Raw genomic sequence first — 17,830 nt, 5'->3', positions numbered from 1 at the left:
GCATGCAGATAGGAAAATCCCCATTGATTGCCGGAACCACCCTGCTGCTGATACTGGCCACCTACTCCGTCTACAGCGCACTGGGCCAAGGCGGCGCTGAAAACGACGGCAAACCTCGATTGTCATCACTTTTCTCTGCCGACAATCACTTGGCGCAACGGGTGCAACAGCTGGAAGAAGCCGTAGAAAACACCAACCGACTGCAGTCCGAGCTACTGGAACTGGTAGAGGATCTACACCGGCGCCTGGAACATTTAATGCCGCCAATACCGGAGGAGGTAAACGACGCTGCGCGCACCGGTTCAGTGGACAACAGCTTGGCAGAAAGAGAAGAACACCTGAGGCGGAATCCCTATGCGCGGCACCGGCAGATGCAACTACAGCGCCTGATCAATGCCGGTATTAACCCCGACCGGGCCGAACTGATTCTGGAAAAACAGGAGCGCTTTCAGTACGACCATATGAAGCTCGCCTACGCGTACCGCCACCTACAGGACAAATCCTCCGCGGAAGCGGCGGCACTCCGCGAACAGCTCAGTATCTACAGTCATCCACGCAAAATGCTGGAGCACGAGCTCAGCGAGGAGGAATTTGAACTCTATCTGCAAGCCAACGGACAACAGGAAATGCGGGTAAACCGGGTGATCAGTGACACGCCAGCCGCAAACGCGGGGCTTAGGCCCGGAGACAAGATCATCTCCTACAACGGCGAGCGGATTTTTCACATGGGGGACTTGCGCGCGCAAATCTACCGGGTAGCCCCGGGGCAGACTGTGGCGGTGGAAGTACAGCGCGCGGGAAGCGGCAGCCGGGAAGTGATCTATGTGCCCAGCGGGCCGCTGGGCGTGCAAGGCTAAAGGCCTGTCCCCCGGGCGGGGGAAAGGCCATAGCGTGGGTCGACTATTCCCCCGAGGTTTCCGGACGCATATGCGGGAACAGCAGTACGTCGCGAATTGAGGGAGAGTCAGTCAACAGCATTACCAACCGATCTATACCGATACCTTCGCCGGCGGTCGGCGGCAGGCCATATTCGAGGGCGCGGATATAGTCAGCGTCGTAGTGCATGGCCTCATCGTCCCCGGCCTCTTTCTCCGCCACCTGCGCCTTGAAGCGCTCGGCCTGGTCTTCCGCGTCGTTCAGCTCGGAAAAGCCATTGGCGATTTCGCGGCCGCCCACAAAAAACTCAAAGCGGTCGGTGACGAAGGGGTTATCGTCATTGCGGCGCGCCAGCGGCGATACCTCAGTCGGGTATTCGGTGATAAAGGTCGGCTGATCCAGGCGGTGCTCAACGGTCTTCTCGAAGATTTCAATCTGTACCTTGCCCAGGCCCCAGCTGTCTTTGAGCGGAATATCCAGGTTTTCCGCCACTTTGCGCGCACTCTCCAGGTTGTCGATATCGGAGTGCGACAGCCCCGGGTTGTAGCGCAGGATGGCATCGAATACCGACAGGCGCGCAAACGGCTTGGCAAAATCGTAGCTGCTGCCCTGGTATTCGATCGTGGTTTTGCCCAGTACTTCCGAACAGATGCCGCGCAACATTTCCTCGGTCAGGTCCATCAGGTCCTTGTAGTCCGCATAGGCCTGGTAGAACTCCAGCATGGTGAACTCGGGGTTGTGGCGGGTGGAGAGGCCCTCGTTGCGGAAGTTGCGATTGATTTCATACACGCGCTCAAAACCGCCGACCACCAGGCGTTTGAGGTACAACTCCGGCGCGATGCGCAGATACATATCGATATCCAGCGCATTGTGGTGGGTGATAAACGGCCGCGCGGTGGCCCCGCCGGGAATCACCTGCAGCATCGGTGTTTCCACTTCCATAAAATCGTGGCCGTTCAGGAAGCGGCGGATATAGTCGATCACTTTCGAGCGGATGCGGAATACCTCGCGGGATTCCGGTGTGGCAATCAGATCCACGTAGCGCTGGCGATAGCGCAGTTCCTGGTCTGCAATGCCGTGAAATTTTTCCGGCAGCGGGCGCAGGGCCTTGGTCAACAGGGTGTACTCGTCGCAGGTCACGTAGAGATCACCTTTGCCGGATTTGTGCAGCACACCTTTGACGCCGACAATGTCGCCGATATCCCAGCCACCGAAGCGCGCCTTGATGTCCTTCTGCGCCGCTTTGTCCGCGTACAATTGGATTCGCCCGGACACGTCCTGAATCACCATAAAGGGGCCGCGCTTAGCGAGAACACGCCCGGCCACACAAGCGCTCACCCCCAGCTGTTCCAGCTCCTCCTTGGTTTTTTCGCCGTACTCGCTCTGCAGGTCGGCGGCGAGATTTTCGCGGCGGAAGCTGTTGGGGAAGGCATTGCCCTTTTCGCGCAGCGCACTCAGCTTGGCGCGGCGCTCGGCGATCAGTTTGTTTTCGTCATGCTGGATGTCGGTCATGGGTTCTTCCAATGCGGAAAAATGGATAGGGAATGCGGCCAAACCGGCGCTGTTGCCGGCTTGCCCAAACTTAAAGCCCGGCTTTCAGGCTGGCCTCGATAAATTGATCCAGGTCGCCGTCCAGCACCGCCTGACAGTTACTGGTCTGCACACCGGTGCGCAGGTCTTTGATGCGCTGGTCATCGAGCACGTAGGACCGGATCTGGCTACCCCAGCCGATATCCGCCTTACTGTCCTCCATCGCCTGCTTCTCGGCGTTGCGCTTGATCATCTCCTGCTCATACAGTTTGGCGCGCAGCATTTTCCAGGCCTTGTCCCGGTTCTGGTGCTGAGAACGCTCACTCTGACAGGCCACCACGATACCGGAGGGAATGTGGGTCAGGCGCACAGCCGAGTCGGTTTTGTTCACGTGCTGACCGCCAGCGCCTGAAGCGCGGTAGGTATCCTCGCGCACCTGGGACTTGTCTACCGCGATCTCGATATTGTCGTCGATTTCCGGTGAGACAAATACCGAACTGAACGAGGTGTGACGGCGGTTGCCGGAGTCGAATGGCGATTTGCGCACCAGCCGGTGCACCCCGGTTTCGGTACGCAGCCAACCGAAAGCGTATTCGCCCGCAAAGTGGATAGTGGCACTCTTGATGCCCGCCACCTCCCCGGCAGAGACTTCCTCCAGGGTGGTTTTGAAACCGTGGGCCTCTCCCCAGCGCAGGTACATGCGCAGCAGCATCTCGGCCCAATCCTGGGCCTCGGTGCCACCGGAGCCCGCCTGGATATCCAGGTAGGCATTGTTGGGGTCGTTTTCACCGGAGAACATGCGGCGGAACTCCAGCCCGCCCAGCTGTTGCTGCAGGTTTTCGATTTCCGCGGACACATCCGCGACCGAGTCCTCGTCCCCCTCTTCCACGGCCATTTCCAGCAGTTCGCGACAATCGGAAATGCCGCTATCCAGGGTTTCGATGGTTTTAACCACGGCTTCCAGGGAGGCGCGCTCGCGGCCCAGTTCCTGGGCCCGCTCCGGCTCGTCCCAGACGCTGGGTTCGGCGAGTTCCAGTTCTACCTCGGTCAGGCGCTCTTTCTTGTTGGCGTAGTCAAAGATACCCCCTAAGAACGTCGGTGCGTTCTTCGAGGTCTTTCAATTGGTTGAGAAGGGGATTGATTTCCATGAACTCTCGGATTCCGGACTGTCTATAAAGCGGCGCGCATTCTACCGTAGCGCGGGTGGGCGGTTCCAGTGGGGCGGGAAGCGGTACCGGGCCGCGGCAATTGCCGCGGCCCACCTACCCGGAAGGCAATCTGCCTCAAGCTCCAAATCCGTTCATCAACAATCCGACAAGGATGATCTGCGGCAGGGTCAAAAGCGGTAGTGCAAAACCGATTTTCCAGGAGCCAGTGGTGTCTTTGATAGACATCAACTCGGTATAGTCTGTGGACACCCCGGCCATCAGAAACGCAAAGGCATTGCCCGGTGCCGTGGCGCGGCTGAATATATCGGCCGCCAAAGGCGTGGCTCCTTCCGAGCAGACCTCAAGAATCGTCGCCGCCACCAGGGTCGCCGCGAGTCCTAGCGCAGACGGGCCAAACCACTGCTGAAACACTGCCGGGTCCACAAAGGCCCGCACCAGTACCGCGAGGACTATACCCACCAGCAGCCAACGCACCACCATCTGGGAACCGCGAATACCCTCCCACAACAGACTGCCGATACTGGTGGGCGTCAATTCCGCCCGCTGCCAGAGGCCCACCACCTCAGTGCGCCAGTCGTAGTCCTCCGGCAACTCCACCTTGTTGGGATTGGGCGGTAATTTACCCTGCTCCACCAGCCGGTCGGCGAGATAGCCGCTGATCAGCGCGATGGCCGCAGAGCACAGAATAAACAACAGCGTCCACCAGAAACCGATCAGTGCGATCAGGATCACTGTCAGCGACAGAGAATTCCATGGGCTGGCGATCAAGAAGGCCATCACCTGGCCGATGCTGGCGCCGCGCTTATACAGCTGCATCCCTACCATGAGGATGCCGTGGGAGCAGAGATCAAAGAATAGTCCCGCCAAGGTGGCGCGGAACAGACCGCGTTTGCTGCCCCCCCGCCCCAGTGCCTTAATTACCAGCTCCTGGGGAATACGCCCCAACAGCCCCACGAAAAGCGCACCCGCCACCACGCCCCACCACATGGTGTGCACCAGTTCCACCACACCAGCGGACATATGGTGCAGCCACTCCGGCATAGCGTCCAAATCCACGACCCAGTATATGCAGTAGAGAATGGCAACCACGGACAGACTAATCCACAGCAACCAGTCGAGGTGGCCGCGAGGCTCGTCGGCACAGCAGGCGGAGGTGTGCGCTTCCACCACCTGCCCGCCATCAGGGGGGCGGGGACCACAGCACTTATCCGTCACACACACCTCCGCAAAGACTATCCAAAATCGCACACTCGGGAGACTCGTCACCGGCACAGCTGTCCGCCAGGCGGCGCAATGCGCCGCGCATCTCCCGCAAATCCCGCAGTTGCGCTTCTATGTGCGTCAGCTTCTCCTCCACCAACGCCTTGGCGTCGTGGCTGCGGCGGGAAGGGTTGTGGTGCAGCACCAGGAGGCTGCGCACTTCGTCCACGGTAAAGCCCACCGCGCGGGCACGACGAATAAAGTGCAGTGTCTCCAGGTCCCGCTCACTGTAATCGCGGTAACCGTTGCCCGCACGCTTGGGGGAGAGCAAATGAATGGATTCATAATAGCGCAGTGCCTTGGCCGTCAGGCCCGAGCGCTGCGCCGCCTGGGAAATATTCATACGACCGTACCTGTTAAACAGTGAATACGATGCAGGAGGTTAAAGATTACCGCAAGGGGAAGGTCAAGAGACGGAGGGGACAGGCTGTCCCGCCCGGATGCTGCCGGGCGGGCAATTGCTGTGGATATCAGCGGTTGCGGATTTTATCCCGCACCCAGCGGCCGGCCTCCTTCAAGCGTTCTGCGGTCCAGGGGCCGCTACTGCAGGTACCTGTCTGCCAAACCGCCCCGGAGCGGTGGTCGTCGGAGTAATTCCAGTTGGTCCAGCTCACCTGATACTGGTCCAGAAGATCCAGGTAGGCCTGGGCACTGGCGAAATCGTTGCCGCCGTCACCCGTGTAGGTCTGAGAACCCCATTCGGTGACGAAGATAGGCAGACCGCGGTCCAGTGCCGACTTCAGCGCATCGCGGTAATACTGGCCGTGGGAAGCGGCGTAAAAATGAAAGCCGTACATGATGTTATCGATGGTCACCGGGTTGTCGATAATATCCTGTGCGCTGCGACCATCCGAAACGCCCAGGGAAGCCCAACCGTGCGTTCCCACCACCACTACCGCGTCCGGGTCGTACTGGCGGATAACCGGAATTATCTGCATGGCATAGCTGCGAATGTCATTCCAGCTGACATTGTTCGGCTCATTCGCCACATCGTAAATAATATTGTTTTGATCCGCGTGTTCGCGGGCGATATCAGTGAAGAAGCGGCGGGCATTTTCCAGGTTGTAATTGGGATCCCCGGGGTCCAACTGGTGCCAGTCTACCAGCACATACATGCCCCGCTCGGTGACCTCGTCGATGATATGGCTGACCTGTGCCGTGTAGCCGGCGGGATCGGTTTCATAACCGCCCTCTTGCACATAGAGGGATACGCGCAAAATATCTGCCCGCCAGTCATCGGCCAGCGCATCCAACGAGGCGTCTGTCACACAGTCACCCCAGCCATACCACTGCAACCCGTGGGTGCTCATACCGCGCAGTTGCACCGGCTCACTGTCCTTGTTGCAAAGCCTGGTACCGCAGACATGCAGCTGCCCGTTGCGGCCGACGGCAGTGTCACCACCAGACGAGGAACCGCTGGAAGAGCTGCCGGAGGAGGAGCCGGTACCGCATGCACCGCTGTTACTCCACACTTGGTAGGGGCCGGAGTTTTGCGCGGGATTTTCGCCCTGAGTCCACCAGTTTGCCACATACTTCACCCCCTGATACTGCACCGCGCTGCCACCGGTGTAGACAGCACCGATATCCCAGTGCGGCAGCCCACCGCAATCGGCGTCGCCACCAGAGGAAGTATTGCCCGAGGATGAGCCGGAGCCGGAAGAACCCGAGCTCCCGGAAGAACTGCCGCCGGAACCGCCACCGCTGTCGCAGCTTCCCAGACCATCCCAGGCATAACTCCAGGCCCACCCGACACCGGGCTCGTAGGGCCCGCCCTGACTGCACCAGCCACCGACTTTGCAACGGAAGGCTTCACCGGCATTGACTACATTATCACCGCTTTGATAGCCGCTTCCCCCGACATAAGCCGGGAGTGCGCTGCAGTCGTAAGAATGGGCGAGGGGAAATACCATCAGGAAAATCAGGCTGGCCCCTAATTTGAGAATCGTTTTGTTCATTGGCTTTTCTCTCTTGACGGCCAAGGTCAAAATTTCATTCGCAACTTATCCATTCCCTTTGCCTTGTCGGTGGCACCGGCTCGCAAAGGGAGTTAAAGGTTGTCGAGGAATGTCCGGTGCTCGGTAGAAAATTCATAATTGTTGAATTTGTCCCAATTGATCGACCAGGTCATCAAGCCACCGATGCCCGTCCAACCAGTGCTGGTATGCGGAGTGTAAGTAGCACAACCCTGCAGCTTGACCAGACAATTGAGCGCCGCGTGCACTTCCTGCACAGAGGTGAATCCGCCACCGGCATTGACGCTCGCGGGCAAACCGATCAAAACCTGTTCCTGGCGTAGGGGTGGGAAGTAATGGTCGGGATTTCCGCCCACGTTGAAGCCCGTCAGTACCATATCGGCCATGGCGATATGAAAATCAGCCACCCCCATGCTGTGATACTGATTATCCAGCCCGATAATGGGCCCCGAATTGTAGTGTTGCACTTGCAGCCAATTGAGATCATCGCGCAGTGCATGGATAACCGGGAGGTAGGCGCCGGCACGGCGGTCACAACCGGAACAACTGCCACCGTAAAAGCTGTACCCCAGCTGTACAAAGAATGTCTCCGGGGCCATGGTCAGCATAAAGTCAGGGCCATAGTGTGCCTTTAGCGCCTTGAGCGCTTCGATCAGGTGCACAATAACCGGCGTGGTGGGATTGCGGAAATCCACATCCCCGGCATTCAACTCCAGCGAGTGACCTTCAAAATCCACATCTAAACCGTCGAAACCATATCGGTCGATAATGCGAATCATCGAGTCGACAAAATTGTCGCGGGCCTGGGTTGTCTCAAGACGCACCTGACCATTGGCGCCGCCGATACTGATGATCACTTTTTTTCCATCGGCCTGCTTGGCCTGAATACCGGCGATAAATGACTGTTCGTTGAACAGCGGATCCAGCTTAAAACCGATTTCCCCCGGAGCCGCGCCCGTGGGTTCGGCGAAAGACACATTGATCACATCAAAAGCATCCGACACATCGGCTATCGGGATAACACCGGAACCGTTATCAAAATTATGCCAATAGCCGGAAATAATCCGCTTGCTGCCTCCATTACCGGGCCCGCCGCTGCCACTGCCGCTGGAAGAAGAGCCCGAACTACTGGACGCACCGCCACAGCTGCGCACCTGGGTCCAGGCATCCTGCCAGTGCATCCCTTCGCCGGGCGCATAGGCCCAGGCCGCGGAGGAAGAACACCAGCCGGCAATATCACAGCGGTATTCGAATCCCAAGTTCTGCACTGTTTCACCGGCACTATAACTGGTCCCCGCGCGGTATTGCGGCGAGCTACAGGCGCCGCCGGAAGAACCTCCAGAGCCGGATGAGCTGCCGGAACTGGATGAAGAGCTAGATGAAGAACTGGACGAAGAACTGCTCCCCGCGCCATTGCATTGGCCCAAGTTGGTCCATTCCTGCCACTGGCCAGAATGACTTTCAGGGTTGGCGCCCTGGCTCCACCAATTGGCCCTATAGGCAAAGTTGTTGTATCTCACCTGAGCACCACCGGTGTAGGCGGCGGTGCTATCCCACTCTGGCAAACCACTGCAATCGAACGCAAAAACGCCGCTGGCACCCAGAGGTAATAACAGGGCAAACAAAAGCCGGTGCATGCGGAAAACAACGGCATTGCAAACTCTGTTCATGACGACTCTCCGTAAACTGATACGACCGCCCACCGCAGCCGCTATTGACGATGCTCTTTCCGCCTGACATTCCAAAACCCCAGAACCGCAACAGCAGACCGGGCGCACCACGCCCTGAAGCGCCAGACTGATAAAAGGCCTGACAGGAAAACACCCGCCCGGACATTCAACTTTCAGGGAAATACATGCGCTTTAATTGGCTGCCGCGCTCGATGCTGTCCTGGTACCTGCGCAGAAAGCCACTTCACACTACGGACACACTGACAACGCTGTCAAACAAACTGATGTTTACCGCGCCAACTGCGGCATAATTTGGGATCTAGCTCTCGGATACGGCACGCCCTCCGCGGAGGGCGAGGATTTTGTAGGAATAGTGATAGGTCGCCGGGTAACGCGCTGTAGCGGGAAAATCTTAGGAATCGTTGTCGGGACAACTGCCGCGCTGCTGGTACTGAATCTGGTCAGCGGGGTCAAACCCCAACTCCAGAGCCGCGTCCAGCGCGTCCATGGGGATCAGGTGCATCAATATGTCACCGGTGGGCGCTCCGCACACCGCCGGGTACATACGATCGGTGCGGGTGGCACAACGGGACTCCTCAACTTCCACACCGCTATCGGCCAATTTGGCGCGACTTTCCTCCAGAGAAAGACCGCCGCCCTCGCACTGACGGTTGCCGCGCCCCTCAAAGACCCAGACCAGCTCCTCCGCCTGTGCCGGCGGCTGCTCCGCCTCCGCGCTGTTTTGCTTCATCTCTGACATCGCCTCGGATTGGGATTCCTTTTCCGCCCGCCGCTCGCAGGCACCCAGGGACAGGGTGAGAACGGGGATCAACAACAGCAAGGGAATTTTTCTGTTCAATTGTGCTTCCTCCATAAAGCTGGTGAGTTCTGCAATCAATCAAATGCGAGCCAGATACCGACGCCCATCATCAAGCTGCCGGCAATGCGGTTGATCAATCGCAGGTTGTCGCCTCTGGCCAACAGGCGGCTCAGGGTGCGGCCACCACCAGCGTAAATCAACAGGCACAGGGATTCCAACAGCAAAATGATAGCAACCAGGAGTGCCAGCTGCGGCGCCAGGGGCCGACTGTCGCTGATAAAGGGGGGTAACAACGCGATAAAGAAGGCCCACCCCTTGGGATTGGCCACTGCGGTGATAAATCCCTGGGCCGCCAGCGCCCCGCGGGTGGGCGGCGCCGCGGCCCCCTCCTTCGATGTCGCAATGGCCATGTGCCCCCGGGCGCGCCACATCTGCAGACCGAGCCTGGCCAGATAAGCACCACCACAGTATTTGAATATCTGAAAGGCGCCGGGGTACTTGAGCATCAGGGCTGCGATTCCCAGTACCGCGGTCACCGCCACCAATGCCACTCCGGTCAACTCCCCGGCCATCATCCACAGGGTGCGGCGCACCCCCAGCGTCATTCCCATGGTCAGCGCCAGGGTCATGCAAAGCCCCGGAGTCACCGATACGAAGAAAAATGTCGGCACAAACAGCGCTAGCAGCGAAAAGTCGATCACGTCCATCAGTGATGACTTCCCGCGTGAGTCCCATAGCGGCTCAATAGCATTCCGGCGAGCATCAAACCGCAGCCGAGCAGCTCATGCCCGCTGAATACCTCCCCAAGGATCATCCAACCCGCTAGCAGGGCGAATACCGACTCCAAACTCATTATCACCGTGGCGTGAGAGGTGGCCGCGTGACGCAGTCCCAGCAGCTGGAAGGTGAATGCCACCGCGGTGGAGAAGATCATCATATAGGCGATGGGCCAGGCGGCGTCCACCGCGCCCTGCAGACTGGCATCTTCCACCAACAGTGACGCCAGCGTGGAAAAGAGGCCGCAGAAGATAAACTGCACCGCGGCCAGGCGCAGTGCGTGGCGGCGTTTTACCAACCGGTCCGCAGTCAGTACCTGTATCGCAAAGGCGAAGGCGCCGGCGAAGACCAGCAGATCACCGATCATCTGTGATTCCTGGGAAAAGTCTCCCAGCACATAGAGGCCCGCCAGTGCCACCCCGATACCTGCCCAGGTCCAGCGGTTGGTGGCAATTCCCAGGGAGAGCCCAATTAACGACACCAGCAGCATTTCCATACCGGAAATAAAACCGGCGCGCCCGGCACTGGTATATACCAGTCCCCACTGTTGCAGCGCCGCGCCGAGGAACAGCCAAAATCCCAGTATCGCTCCGCCGGCAAAACTGTCGCGCCAGCGGCTTTTTATCTGGGTGCCCGCCTCCGGTGTCGCCACCTCGCGGCGGGACGAAAGCCAGTAAACCAGGGGAATCAGAATCAAGCCACCGAGCAGAAAGCGCCAGGCGTTGAACGCCAGCGGTGGCATATATTCCATCGCCACCTTTTGTGGGACAAAAGCCAGCCCCCAGAAAAAAGCGGCAAACAGCAGCAGTAATTCGGCTTTCGCCTGTTGTCCTTTCATACTATCACTTGGAAAAAAATAGAGTTTTGAGCACAGCGCCCGTGTTTACCCCACAGGTCGCATCACATCGCTTCGAGATAAGTTACCAACAATTGCAGGGATTCACGGCCGCGGAATTCGTTGATATCGAGCTTGTAAGCCACCCGGACCCTATCCACTGGCCGCGGCCACTGCTCCGTATCCACATTGAAGGCGATGGCATCCAGTGCCTGCTGCGGACTTTGCAACGGGGCAAGGACCATTTTCAGGTGGCGCTCGCCGACAATACGCTGCTGCAGCAACAGGAATTCACCATCGAACAACGGCTCGGGGAACGCCTGTCCCCAGGGCGCACAGGCGCGCAGGGTCGCAGCCGTCTGCAGTGTAAATTCGTGCGGCTCCAATTCGCCATCGGAGTCAATCACCGCCTGCAGCTGCTTTTCTGTCAGTCGATTGCGCACCGCCGCTTCAAAGGCATCTACAAACGCGGGAAACTTCTCCGCCGGAAGGCTGAGTCCAGCGGCCATGGCGTGGCCGCCGAACTTGGTAATCAGCTTGGGGTGGGCTGCGTCCACGTCGCTCAGGGTATCGCGGATATGCAATCCCGGAATCGAACGGGCGGACCCCTTGATCAGACCGTTGTCCCCGTCCGCAAAGGCGATCACTGGACGGTGAAATTTTTCCTTGATGCGACTGGCGAGAATGCCAACCACACCCTGGTGCCAGTTTTCATCATACAGGCACAGGCTCCAAGGGATCTCGCCCTCCAGCTGCAGCTTTTCCAGCGCCGCCATGGCTTCGCGCTGCATGCCCTGCTCTATCGCCTTGCGGTCGCGATTGAGGGCGTCCAGTTCCGCGGCCAGTTCACGGGCCTCGGATGGATCGCGGGTCAGCAGGCAGCGGATACCGGTACCTATGTCATCCAGGCGCCCGGCGGCATTGATACGCGGACCGAGGATAAAACCGATATCTGTCGTGGACAGTCTGCGCTGATCCCGCCCGGCCACTTCCAGCAGGGCGGCGATCCCGGGCCGGCAGCGGCCCGCGCGGATGCGGGCAATACCCTGGTGCACCAAAATACGGTTATTGTGATCCAGCGGTACCAAGTCAGCGACTGTGCCCAGCGCCACCAGATCCAGGTAGTCGGCCATATTGGGCGGGCTGATACCTTGATCCGCGAACCAGCCGCTCTCCACCAGGGCGGTGCGCAGGCGGCTGAGCAAATAAAAAATGACCCCCACACCGGCCAGATTTTTACTTGGGAACTGGCAACCCGGCTGGTTGGGATTGACGATCGCATCGGCATCGGGCAATTGTTCTCCCGGCAAATGGTGATCGGTGACAACCACCTTCATACCGGAGGCCTTGGCCGCGGCCACGCCGTCTATGGAGCTGATACCGTTATCGACGGTAATCAGCAGAGCGGGCTCATATTCCTTTGCCACCATCACGATTTCCGGTGTCAGGCCGTAGCCGTAATCAAAACGATTGGGAACCAGGAAATCGACACTCGCCGCACCCATGGCACCGAGAGCTAACACCGCCAGGGTACTGCTAGTGGCGCCGTCGGCATCGAAGTCACCGACAATCAGTATTTTTTCCTGCGCCCGAATCGCTTCGGCAATCAGGCGCACGGCGGTGTCCACACCGCGCATGGTCTGGGGTGGATGCAGCCTGGCTAAACGGTGGTCCAGTTCCGCCTCGGAAGTGACTCCGCGACCGAGCAGCACCCGCTGCAGAATTTTGGGGGTATCAGAAGCAAAACGGCCAGTGGACAAATCCACTGGCCGCCGCTGAATTCTTGTATTCATTCTTGCTCAGCAAATTTCGCAGTGAGGGCAAGGGTATTCGGCCCGCCCCTACTACAGGTTGGCTGTCACCCGCCGAGCGCCATTGCCATAAATTCGTGGACCCGCTTGAGGTCGTTGGGCAGAACCTTCATACGCTCCTCGCGCTGAAACAAATCCTGCATATGGGGCGGCAGGGGAATTTCCTGTGTTGGCAGCGCACGGGCCACCGCCTGAGGGAATTTTGCCGGATGCGCGGTGGAGAGGCAAACCATGGGCTGGTCCTCCGCTCTGCGCACCTGGCGCGCCGCCTCTACACCGATCGCCGTATGCGGATCGAGCAGATAGCCGCTCGATTCGTACACCGCCCGTATCACTTCCACGGTGCGCGTATCGTCCACTCGATAAGAGGAGAATAACTCCCGCGCCCTGTCCAGGGCTTCCTTACTCAGGTGCATGGGGGCACTGCGATCCGCCAACAGGGCCGCTACCGCAGCGCCGTCACGGCCGTAGAGGTCAAAAAGCAAACGCTCGAAATTGCTGGACACCATGATGTCCATACTGGGCGACAAGCTGTGCACTAGCGGCCTGGGGGAGTGGTCGTTGTCACTGATACAACGGTGCAGGATATCGTTTGCATTGGTGGCGATCACCAGCTGGCCGATGGGGAGCCCCATCTGCCGTGCCAGGTAACCGGCAAAAATATCGCCGAAGTTGCCGGTGGGGACCGAAAAATTGACTGTCCGCTGTGGTGCCCCCAGGCGCAGGGCGGCGTAAAAGTAGTAGACGATCTGCGCCATGATGCGCGCCCAGTTGATGGAATTGACCGCCACTAGGCGACGGCCATCGGGCAGGAACGACTGCTCGGCGAAACTGGCCTTGACCATATTCTGACAGTCGTCGAAGTTGCCCTCCAAGGCAATATTGAACACATTGTCCGACAGCACCGTGGTCATCTGCCGACGCTGCACTTCCGACACGCGGTTGTGCGGGTGCAGGATAAAAATATCGATATTTTCACAGTGCCTGCAGCCTTCGATCGCGGCTGAACCGGTATCGCCAGAAGTAGCGCCCATCACCACAACGCGCTCACCGCGCTTCTTCAGCAGGAGATCGAACAGCTGGCCGAGAAACTGCAGAGCAAAATCCTTGAAGGCCAGTGTCGGGCCGTGGAACAACTCCAATATCCATTCATTGGTATCCGTCTGCACCAGCGGCGCTATGGCACTGTGGCGGAATGTGCTGTACGAACGATCGATAATGCCGCGCAATTCCTCTTCGCTGACGTCACTGCCGACAAAGGGTTGCATGATGCGGAAAGCCAGTTCGCGGTAGTCCAGGCCCGCCATGGACGCGATTTCCTCACGGGAAAACGCCGGCAGGGATTCCGGCACATAGAGACCGCCATCACTGGCGAGGCCGGTGAGTACTGTATCGGCAAAGGAGAGTGACGGCGCGCGGCCGCGGGTGCTGATAAATTTCACGATGCTTATTGGTACCAATCAAATACAGAATTCTTTCCGGCAGCGGCCGGTTTACCGCTGCTGCCGGGTCCGGCCCAGACGGGGGCCTGCCCAAGATTTGCGGATCAACCGAGCGGCTCTACACGAATCCGCACCACCTCACCTTCGACAGTGTCCAGCGCATCAATTTGCGCCACTGCCTCGCGCAAGCTGGCCTCCTTGGCGCGACTGGTGAGTATTACCACCGGCACCAGGGTCTCCCCCTCGGCGGGCTCGTGCTGGATCAGTGCCTCGATACTGATACCCTGGTCACTGCAGATCTTCGCTACCTGGGACATGACACCGGGCTTGTCCTGTGCGGAAATGCGGAGATAGTAGCTGGTGAGCACTTCTTCCATCGGCAGCACCCGGGGGCCATCCTGATTGCCCTCTGCCACACCGGCAGCGGGTACTCGCTGGCAGGGGTCGGCCTCTAGTGTGCGCGCCACATCGACAATATCTGCGATCACCGCCGAGGCGGTGGCCTCTGCACCGGCGCCGGCACCATAGTAGAGCGTGGGCCCCACGGCATCGCCATTGACCAACACCGCGTTCATGACACCATCCACGTTGGCGATAAGGCGCCGCTGAGGGATCAAAGTCGGGTGCACCCGCAACTCGACACCAGCCTCGGTGCGCCGCGCCAACCCGATATGCTTGATGCAGTAGCCGAGTTCGTCCGCATAGCGGATATCCTCTATGGAAATGCGGCTGATGCCCTCGGTATAAACTTTGTCGAACGCCAGGGGGATGGCAAAGGCCAGAGAAGCCATGATCACCAGCTTGTGCGCCGCGTCTATACCCTCGACATCAAAGGTGGGGTCGGCCTCGGCGTAGCCCAGGGCCTGCGCCTGGGCCAAAGCCTCTTCAAAACTGCGGCCTTTGTCGCGCATTTCGGTGAGGATATAGTTGCCAGTGCCGTTGATAATCCCCGCCAGCCACTGGATGCGGTTACCCGCCAGCCCCTCACGCAGGGACTTGATAATAGGGATGCCACCCGCCACGGCGGCCTCGTAGGCGATGGTCACGCCCTTTTCCGCCGCGGCGGCAAAGAGTTCATTGCCGTGTTCGGCGATCAGTGCCTTGTTGGCGGTGACCACATGCTTGCCGCTGTCAATGGCAGCCAGCACCAACTCCCGTGCTACAGTGGTACCGCCGATCAGCTCCACCAGAATATCCACATCTGGATTATTGGCTACATCGAAGATCTCGCGGGTGACATTCAACCCGCTGGTATCACACGCCGGATTGTCGCGGCGCGCGCCTATCTGGACGATATCCACCGGGCGCCCGCAACGGGCAGCGATCTCCGCACTGTTGCGCAGCATTACATTGACTGTGCCGCTTCCGACCGTGCCCAGACCGCAGATACCAATACGCGCGGCGCGCCGCGGTTGCTCTGTCTGAAGGCGTTTTGCCAGTTCGGTGGTTTCTTCGACGGGTGCGCTCACAACTTCCCTCCGCGCAGGCAGCTCTGTTCTCCGCTGGTCGAACCAGAGCTGGGCAACAGCGCAATAAGTGGCAACAAAAAACGATAAAAGGACGGCAACCTTACTGAGATGAAGGGGAAAATGTCAATAAAATTGCGCACCGTCGCCGCTCCTTTTTGCGCTTTACACCGATTGCTCGCTTCCCACCCTCATCCAATCCGCCAATAGAGACTGACGCTAATTGACACAAAAAAAGCATCTACTAGCATCAGATACCACCAAGGCGCGAAATTGCGCCCAGCGCGGCTTTACGCAAAATAGGCGGCCATGAAAGAGCGGGCCGAAGGCGGACCTATGAAAAAAACTCTGATTCTCTATACAGGCGGTACTTTGGGTATGCGTCGCAGCGCATCCGGCTATGTGCCGGATGCAGACCTAGAGATCCAACTGCAGCAACTGCTCGCCGGTTCGGCCGATCAGCTGCCGGAATACGATTTCCACGCCTTTGAACGCCTTCTCGACAGCGCCAATATGCAGCCGGCGGACTGGTACCGCATTGCCGCCTGCATCCGCGACCAGGCCGAGCACTATGATGGCTTCGTGGTTCTGCACGGTACAGACACTATGGCCTACACCACCTCCGCCCTCTCCTTTGCGCTGCGGGGACTCAACAAACCGGTGCTGGTCACCGGTTCACAGATTCCGCTACGGGAAATGCGCAGCGACGCCCACAACAACCTGATCGCCGCCCTGCTGTTAAGTGCCGATGAAGCTCTGAACGAAGTCTGCCTCTACTTCAACGGCAAACTACTGCGCGGTAACAGGGCCATCAAAATCAGCGCCGGCTCTCTGGATGCCTTTGCCTCTCCCAACTATCCACTGCTGGGAGAAATCGGCATTCAAGTGAATATTGACCACAGCAGCCTGCTGCCGGCTGTGGCTGAGAAGGACTTTCAAATCCCCGCAAACGCGGACGGCGGCGTAGTGGTGCTAAAGCTCTTTCCCGGCTTGTCACCTCTTTTTCTGGGCAAGGTGCTGGAATTCCAGCCCCGGGGCCTGGTGCTGGAAACCTACGGCACCGGCAACGCGCCAACAGAGAATGCGGCCTTCACCGAACTGCTGAAAAAAGCCACTGACCGCGGCACCGTCTGTGTGGCCGTATCCCAGTGCATGGAAAATCGCGTGGACCTGGGCAAATACGCCGCCGGCTCGGCACTGCTGGATGCTGGCGTCATCGGCGGCCTGGATATGACCACCGAAGCCGCATTCACAAAACTCAACCACCTGCTGGCCATGGGGATGAGCGCCGAACGCGTGCGGGAAATCATGCCGGTTGCACTCTGCGGCGAGTGCACACCATAAGATTAATCACTGGATATCGATGCAATGAGCAGTGATCTTGCACAGAACCTGCGCCTGCTGTGCAGCTACTACCGCTCCATCGCGGAAGTATGTCGGCGCATAGGTATCAACCGGGCGCAGTTCAATAAATATCTGAGCGGCCACACCCAGCCCTCTCGCTACACCCTGGCGAAGATCTGCGATTTCTTTGGCGTTGAACCTCACGAAATCGTGATGCCGAGCGAGCAGTTCGCCCAGATAGTGCGTGTGCGCAGCACCTCCGGCAACCGCCAAGCGCCCCGCTCCCCCTACGCAGCCGATATCGAAAAACTGACACAGGACTCCAAAGGTCACGCAGACAAATATCTGGGATTCTATTTCGAGTACCACTACTCGATGACTTTCCAAGATCACATCATCCGCAGTCTTCTACATATAGAGTCCGATGGCGACGGTTACTACTTTCAACGCTTCGAGCGCATGCGCTACCCGGACAGGGATGAGTGGTACAAATCCCGCTACCGGGGCATGCTGTTTTTTCTCTCCGAGCGCATTTTTCTGATCGGCTACGAGGCGCTGACCCGCAATGAAATCGCGCAGACGATTCTCTACCCCACCTACAAAAGCCGTGTCAGTTATCTGTCCGGCCTCAAATTAGGGGTCTCCGCCAGCGACAGGCGCGATCCAGTTTGCACCAAGGTAGTACTGGAATCCCTGGGACGCAGCATCAGTGTCAGAAGCGCTCTCAAACTGTGCGGCGTTTTTGGCCCGGAATCGGAGGAAATTAATCCCAATATCCGCAAAAGCATCCGCGCAAACACAACCGACGGGCCACAGAGCTTTTTCGCCACGCCGCTATAGATATTGCCCAAAGGAAA

Annotated in this window: 15 protein-coding genes; 3 read left to right on the top strand and 12 right to left on the bottom strand. The window is 58.7% G+C overall.

Annotated elements, in window-relative coordinates; translation table 11 throughout:
* Positions 1–2: 2 nt before the first annotated feature.
* Positions 3–857, top strand: coding sequence for a PDZ domain-containing protein (locus A3224_RS06325; protein ID WP_082817406.1), 855 nt, complete (start codon positions 3–5; stop codon positions 855–857).
* A gap of 43 nt (positions 858–900) precedes the next feature.
* On the opposite strand, the gene lysS is transcribed toward A3224_RS06325, so the two are convergent.
* From lysS to A3224_RS06265, 12 genes are all read right to left on the bottom strand, one after another.
* A complete protein-coding gene (lysS, locus tag A3224_RS06320; protein ID WP_067157581.1) occupies positions 901–2,388 on the bottom strand; it encodes a lysine--tRNA ligase in 1,488 nt (495 codons plus the stop codon).
* A 70-nt stretch (positions 2,389–2,458) separates the two neighbouring features.
* Positions 2,459–3,554 (bottom strand): peptide chain release factor 2 gene (gene prfB / locus A3224_RS06315; RefSeq protein ID WP_139223115.1). Its coding sequence is split into 2 segments (ribosomal slippage): positions 2,459–3,481 and positions 3,483–3,554, totalling 1,095 coding nucleotides; the frame shifts between segments, so codons are not numbered across the junction.
* A 135-nt stretch (positions 3,555–3,689) separates the two neighbouring features.
* A complete protein-coding gene (locus A3224_RS06310; RefSeq protein ID WP_067152655.1) occupies positions 3,690–4,790 on the bottom strand; it encodes a permease in 1,101 nt (366 codons plus the stop codon).
* Positions 4,780–5,178 carry a MerR family transcriptional regulator gene (locus A3224_RS06305; protein ID WP_067152653.1) on the bottom strand — a complete coding sequence of 133 codons (399 nt, stop codon included), beginning with the start codon at positions 5,176–5,178 and terminating at the stop codon, positions 4,780–4,782. The genes A3224_RS06310 and A3224_RS06305 overlap by 11 nt, the downstream gene beginning before the upstream one ends.
* Before the next feature lie 127 nt (positions 5,179–5,305).
* Positions 5,306–6,790, bottom strand: coding sequence for a cellulase family glycosylhydrolase (locus A3224_RS06300; protein ID WP_067152651.1), 1,485 nt, complete (start codon positions 6,788–6,790; stop codon positions 5,306–5,308).
* 92 nt (positions 6,791–6,882) lie between these two features.
* On the bottom strand, positions 6,883–8,478 hold the full coding sequence (locus A3224_RS06295; RefSeq protein ID WP_067152649.1) for a glycosyl hydrolase family 18 protein: 1,596 nt from the start codon (positions 8,476–8,478) through the stop codon (positions 6,883–6,885).
* Between the two features lie 412 nt (positions 8,479–8,890).
* Positions 8,891–9,337 (bottom strand): hypothetical protein, encoded by a 447-nt coding sequence (locus A3224_RS06290; protein ID WP_139223114.1) that lies wholly within the window; start codon positions 9,335–9,337, stop codon positions 8,891–8,893.
* Between the two features lie 35 nt (positions 9,338–9,372).
* Positions 9,373–10,005: a LysE family translocator gene (locus A3224_RS06285; protein WP_067152645.1), complete on the bottom strand. Its 633-nt coding sequence runs from the start codon at positions 10,003–10,005 to the stop codon at positions 9,373–9,375.
* On the bottom strand, positions 10,005–10,913 hold the full coding sequence (locus A3224_RS06280) for a DMT family transporter (RefSeq protein WP_067152643.1): 909 nt from the start codon (positions 10,911–10,913) through the stop codon (positions 10,005–10,007). The genes A3224_RS06285 and A3224_RS06280 overlap by 1 nt, the downstream gene beginning before the upstream one ends.
* Positions 10,914–10,975: 62 nt before the next feature.
* A complete protein-coding gene (gene recJ, locus A3224_RS06275; RefSeq protein WP_067152641.1) occupies positions 10,976–12,703 on the bottom strand; it encodes a single-stranded-DNA-specific exonuclease RecJ in 1,728 nt (575 codons plus the stop codon).
* A gap of 65 nt (positions 12,704–12,768) precedes the next feature.
* Complete coding sequence (gene thrC, locus A3224_RS06270; RefSeq protein ID WP_067152639.1) at positions 12,769–14,163, bottom strand: threonine synthase; 1,395 nt, start codon at positions 14,161–14,163, stop codon at positions 12,769–12,771.
* 104 nt (positions 14,164–14,267) lie between these two features.
* Positions 14,268–15,602 carry a homoserine dehydrogenase gene (locus A3224_RS06265; protein WP_067157579.1) on the bottom strand — a complete coding sequence of 445 codons (1,335 nt, stop codon included), beginning with the start codon at positions 15,600–15,602 and terminating at the stop codon, positions 14,268–14,270.
* Positions 15,603–15,965: 363 nt separating this feature from the next.
* On the opposite strand from A3224_RS06265, the gene A3224_RS06260 reads away from it, so the two are divergent.
* Both A3224_RS06260 and A3224_RS06255 read left to right on the top strand, forming a co-directional pair.
* On the top strand, positions 15,966–16,973 hold the full coding sequence (locus tag A3224_RS06260) for a type I asparaginase (protein ID WP_067157576.1): 1,008 nt from the start codon (positions 15,966–15,968) through the stop codon (positions 16,971–16,973).
* 24 nt (positions 16,974–16,997) lie between these two features.
* Positions 16,998–17,813: a helix-turn-helix transcriptional regulator gene (locus tag A3224_RS06255; RefSeq protein ID WP_067152637.1), complete on the top strand. Its 816-nt coding sequence runs from the start codon at positions 16,998–17,000 to the stop codon at positions 17,811–17,813.
* The last annotated feature ends 17 nt before the right edge of the window (positions 17,814–17,830 follow it).

Source organism: Microbulbifer thermotolerans (genome assembly GCF_001617625.1).
Taxonomy (GTDB): Bacteria; Pseudomonadota; Gammaproteobacteria; order Pseudomonadales; family Cellvibrionaceae; genus Microbulbifer; species Microbulbifer thermotolerans.
Note: the sequence above shows the minus strand (reverse complement) of the source record. Positions and strands in the feature narration are given on the sequence as shown.

Coding starts and splice junctions, on each gene's coding strand:
- A3224_RS06260 (WP_067157576.1), top strand. CDS start 15,966: ATGAAAAAAACTCTGATTCTCTATACAGGCGGTACTTTGGGTATGCGT.
- recJ (WP_067152641.1), bottom strand. CDS start 12,703: ATGAATACAAGAATTCAGCGGCGGCCAGTGGATTTGTCCACTGGCCGT.
- A3224_RS06300 (WP_067152651.1), bottom strand. CDS start 6,790: ATGAACAAAACGATTCTCAAATTAGGGGCCAGCCTGATTTTCCTGATG.
- A3224_RS06305 (WP_067152653.1), bottom strand. CDS start 5,178: ATGAATATTTCCCAGGCGGCGCAGCGCTCGGGCCTGACGGCCAAGGCA.
- A3224_RS06325 (WP_082817406.1), top strand. CDS start 3: ATGCAGATAGGAAAATCCCCATTGATTGCCGGAACCACCCTGCTGCTG.
- lysS (WP_067157581.1), bottom strand. CDS start 2,388: ATGACCGACATCCAGCATGACGAAAACAAACTGATCGCCGAGCGCCGC.
- A3224_RS06295 (WP_067152649.1), bottom strand. CDS start 8,478: ATGAACAGAGTTTGCAATGCCGTTGTTTTCCGCATGCACCGGCTTTTG.
- A3224_RS06280 (WP_067152643.1), bottom strand. CDS start 10,913: ATGAAAGGACAACAGGCGAAAGCCGAATTACTGCTGCTGTTTGCCGCT.
- A3224_RS06255 (WP_067152637.1), top strand. CDS start 16,998: ATGAGCAGTGATCTTGCACAGAACCTGCGCCTGCTGTGCAGCTACTAC.
- A3224_RS06285 (WP_067152645.1), bottom strand. CDS start 10,005: ATGGACGTGATCGACTTTTCGCTGCTAGCGCTGTTTGTGCCGACATTT.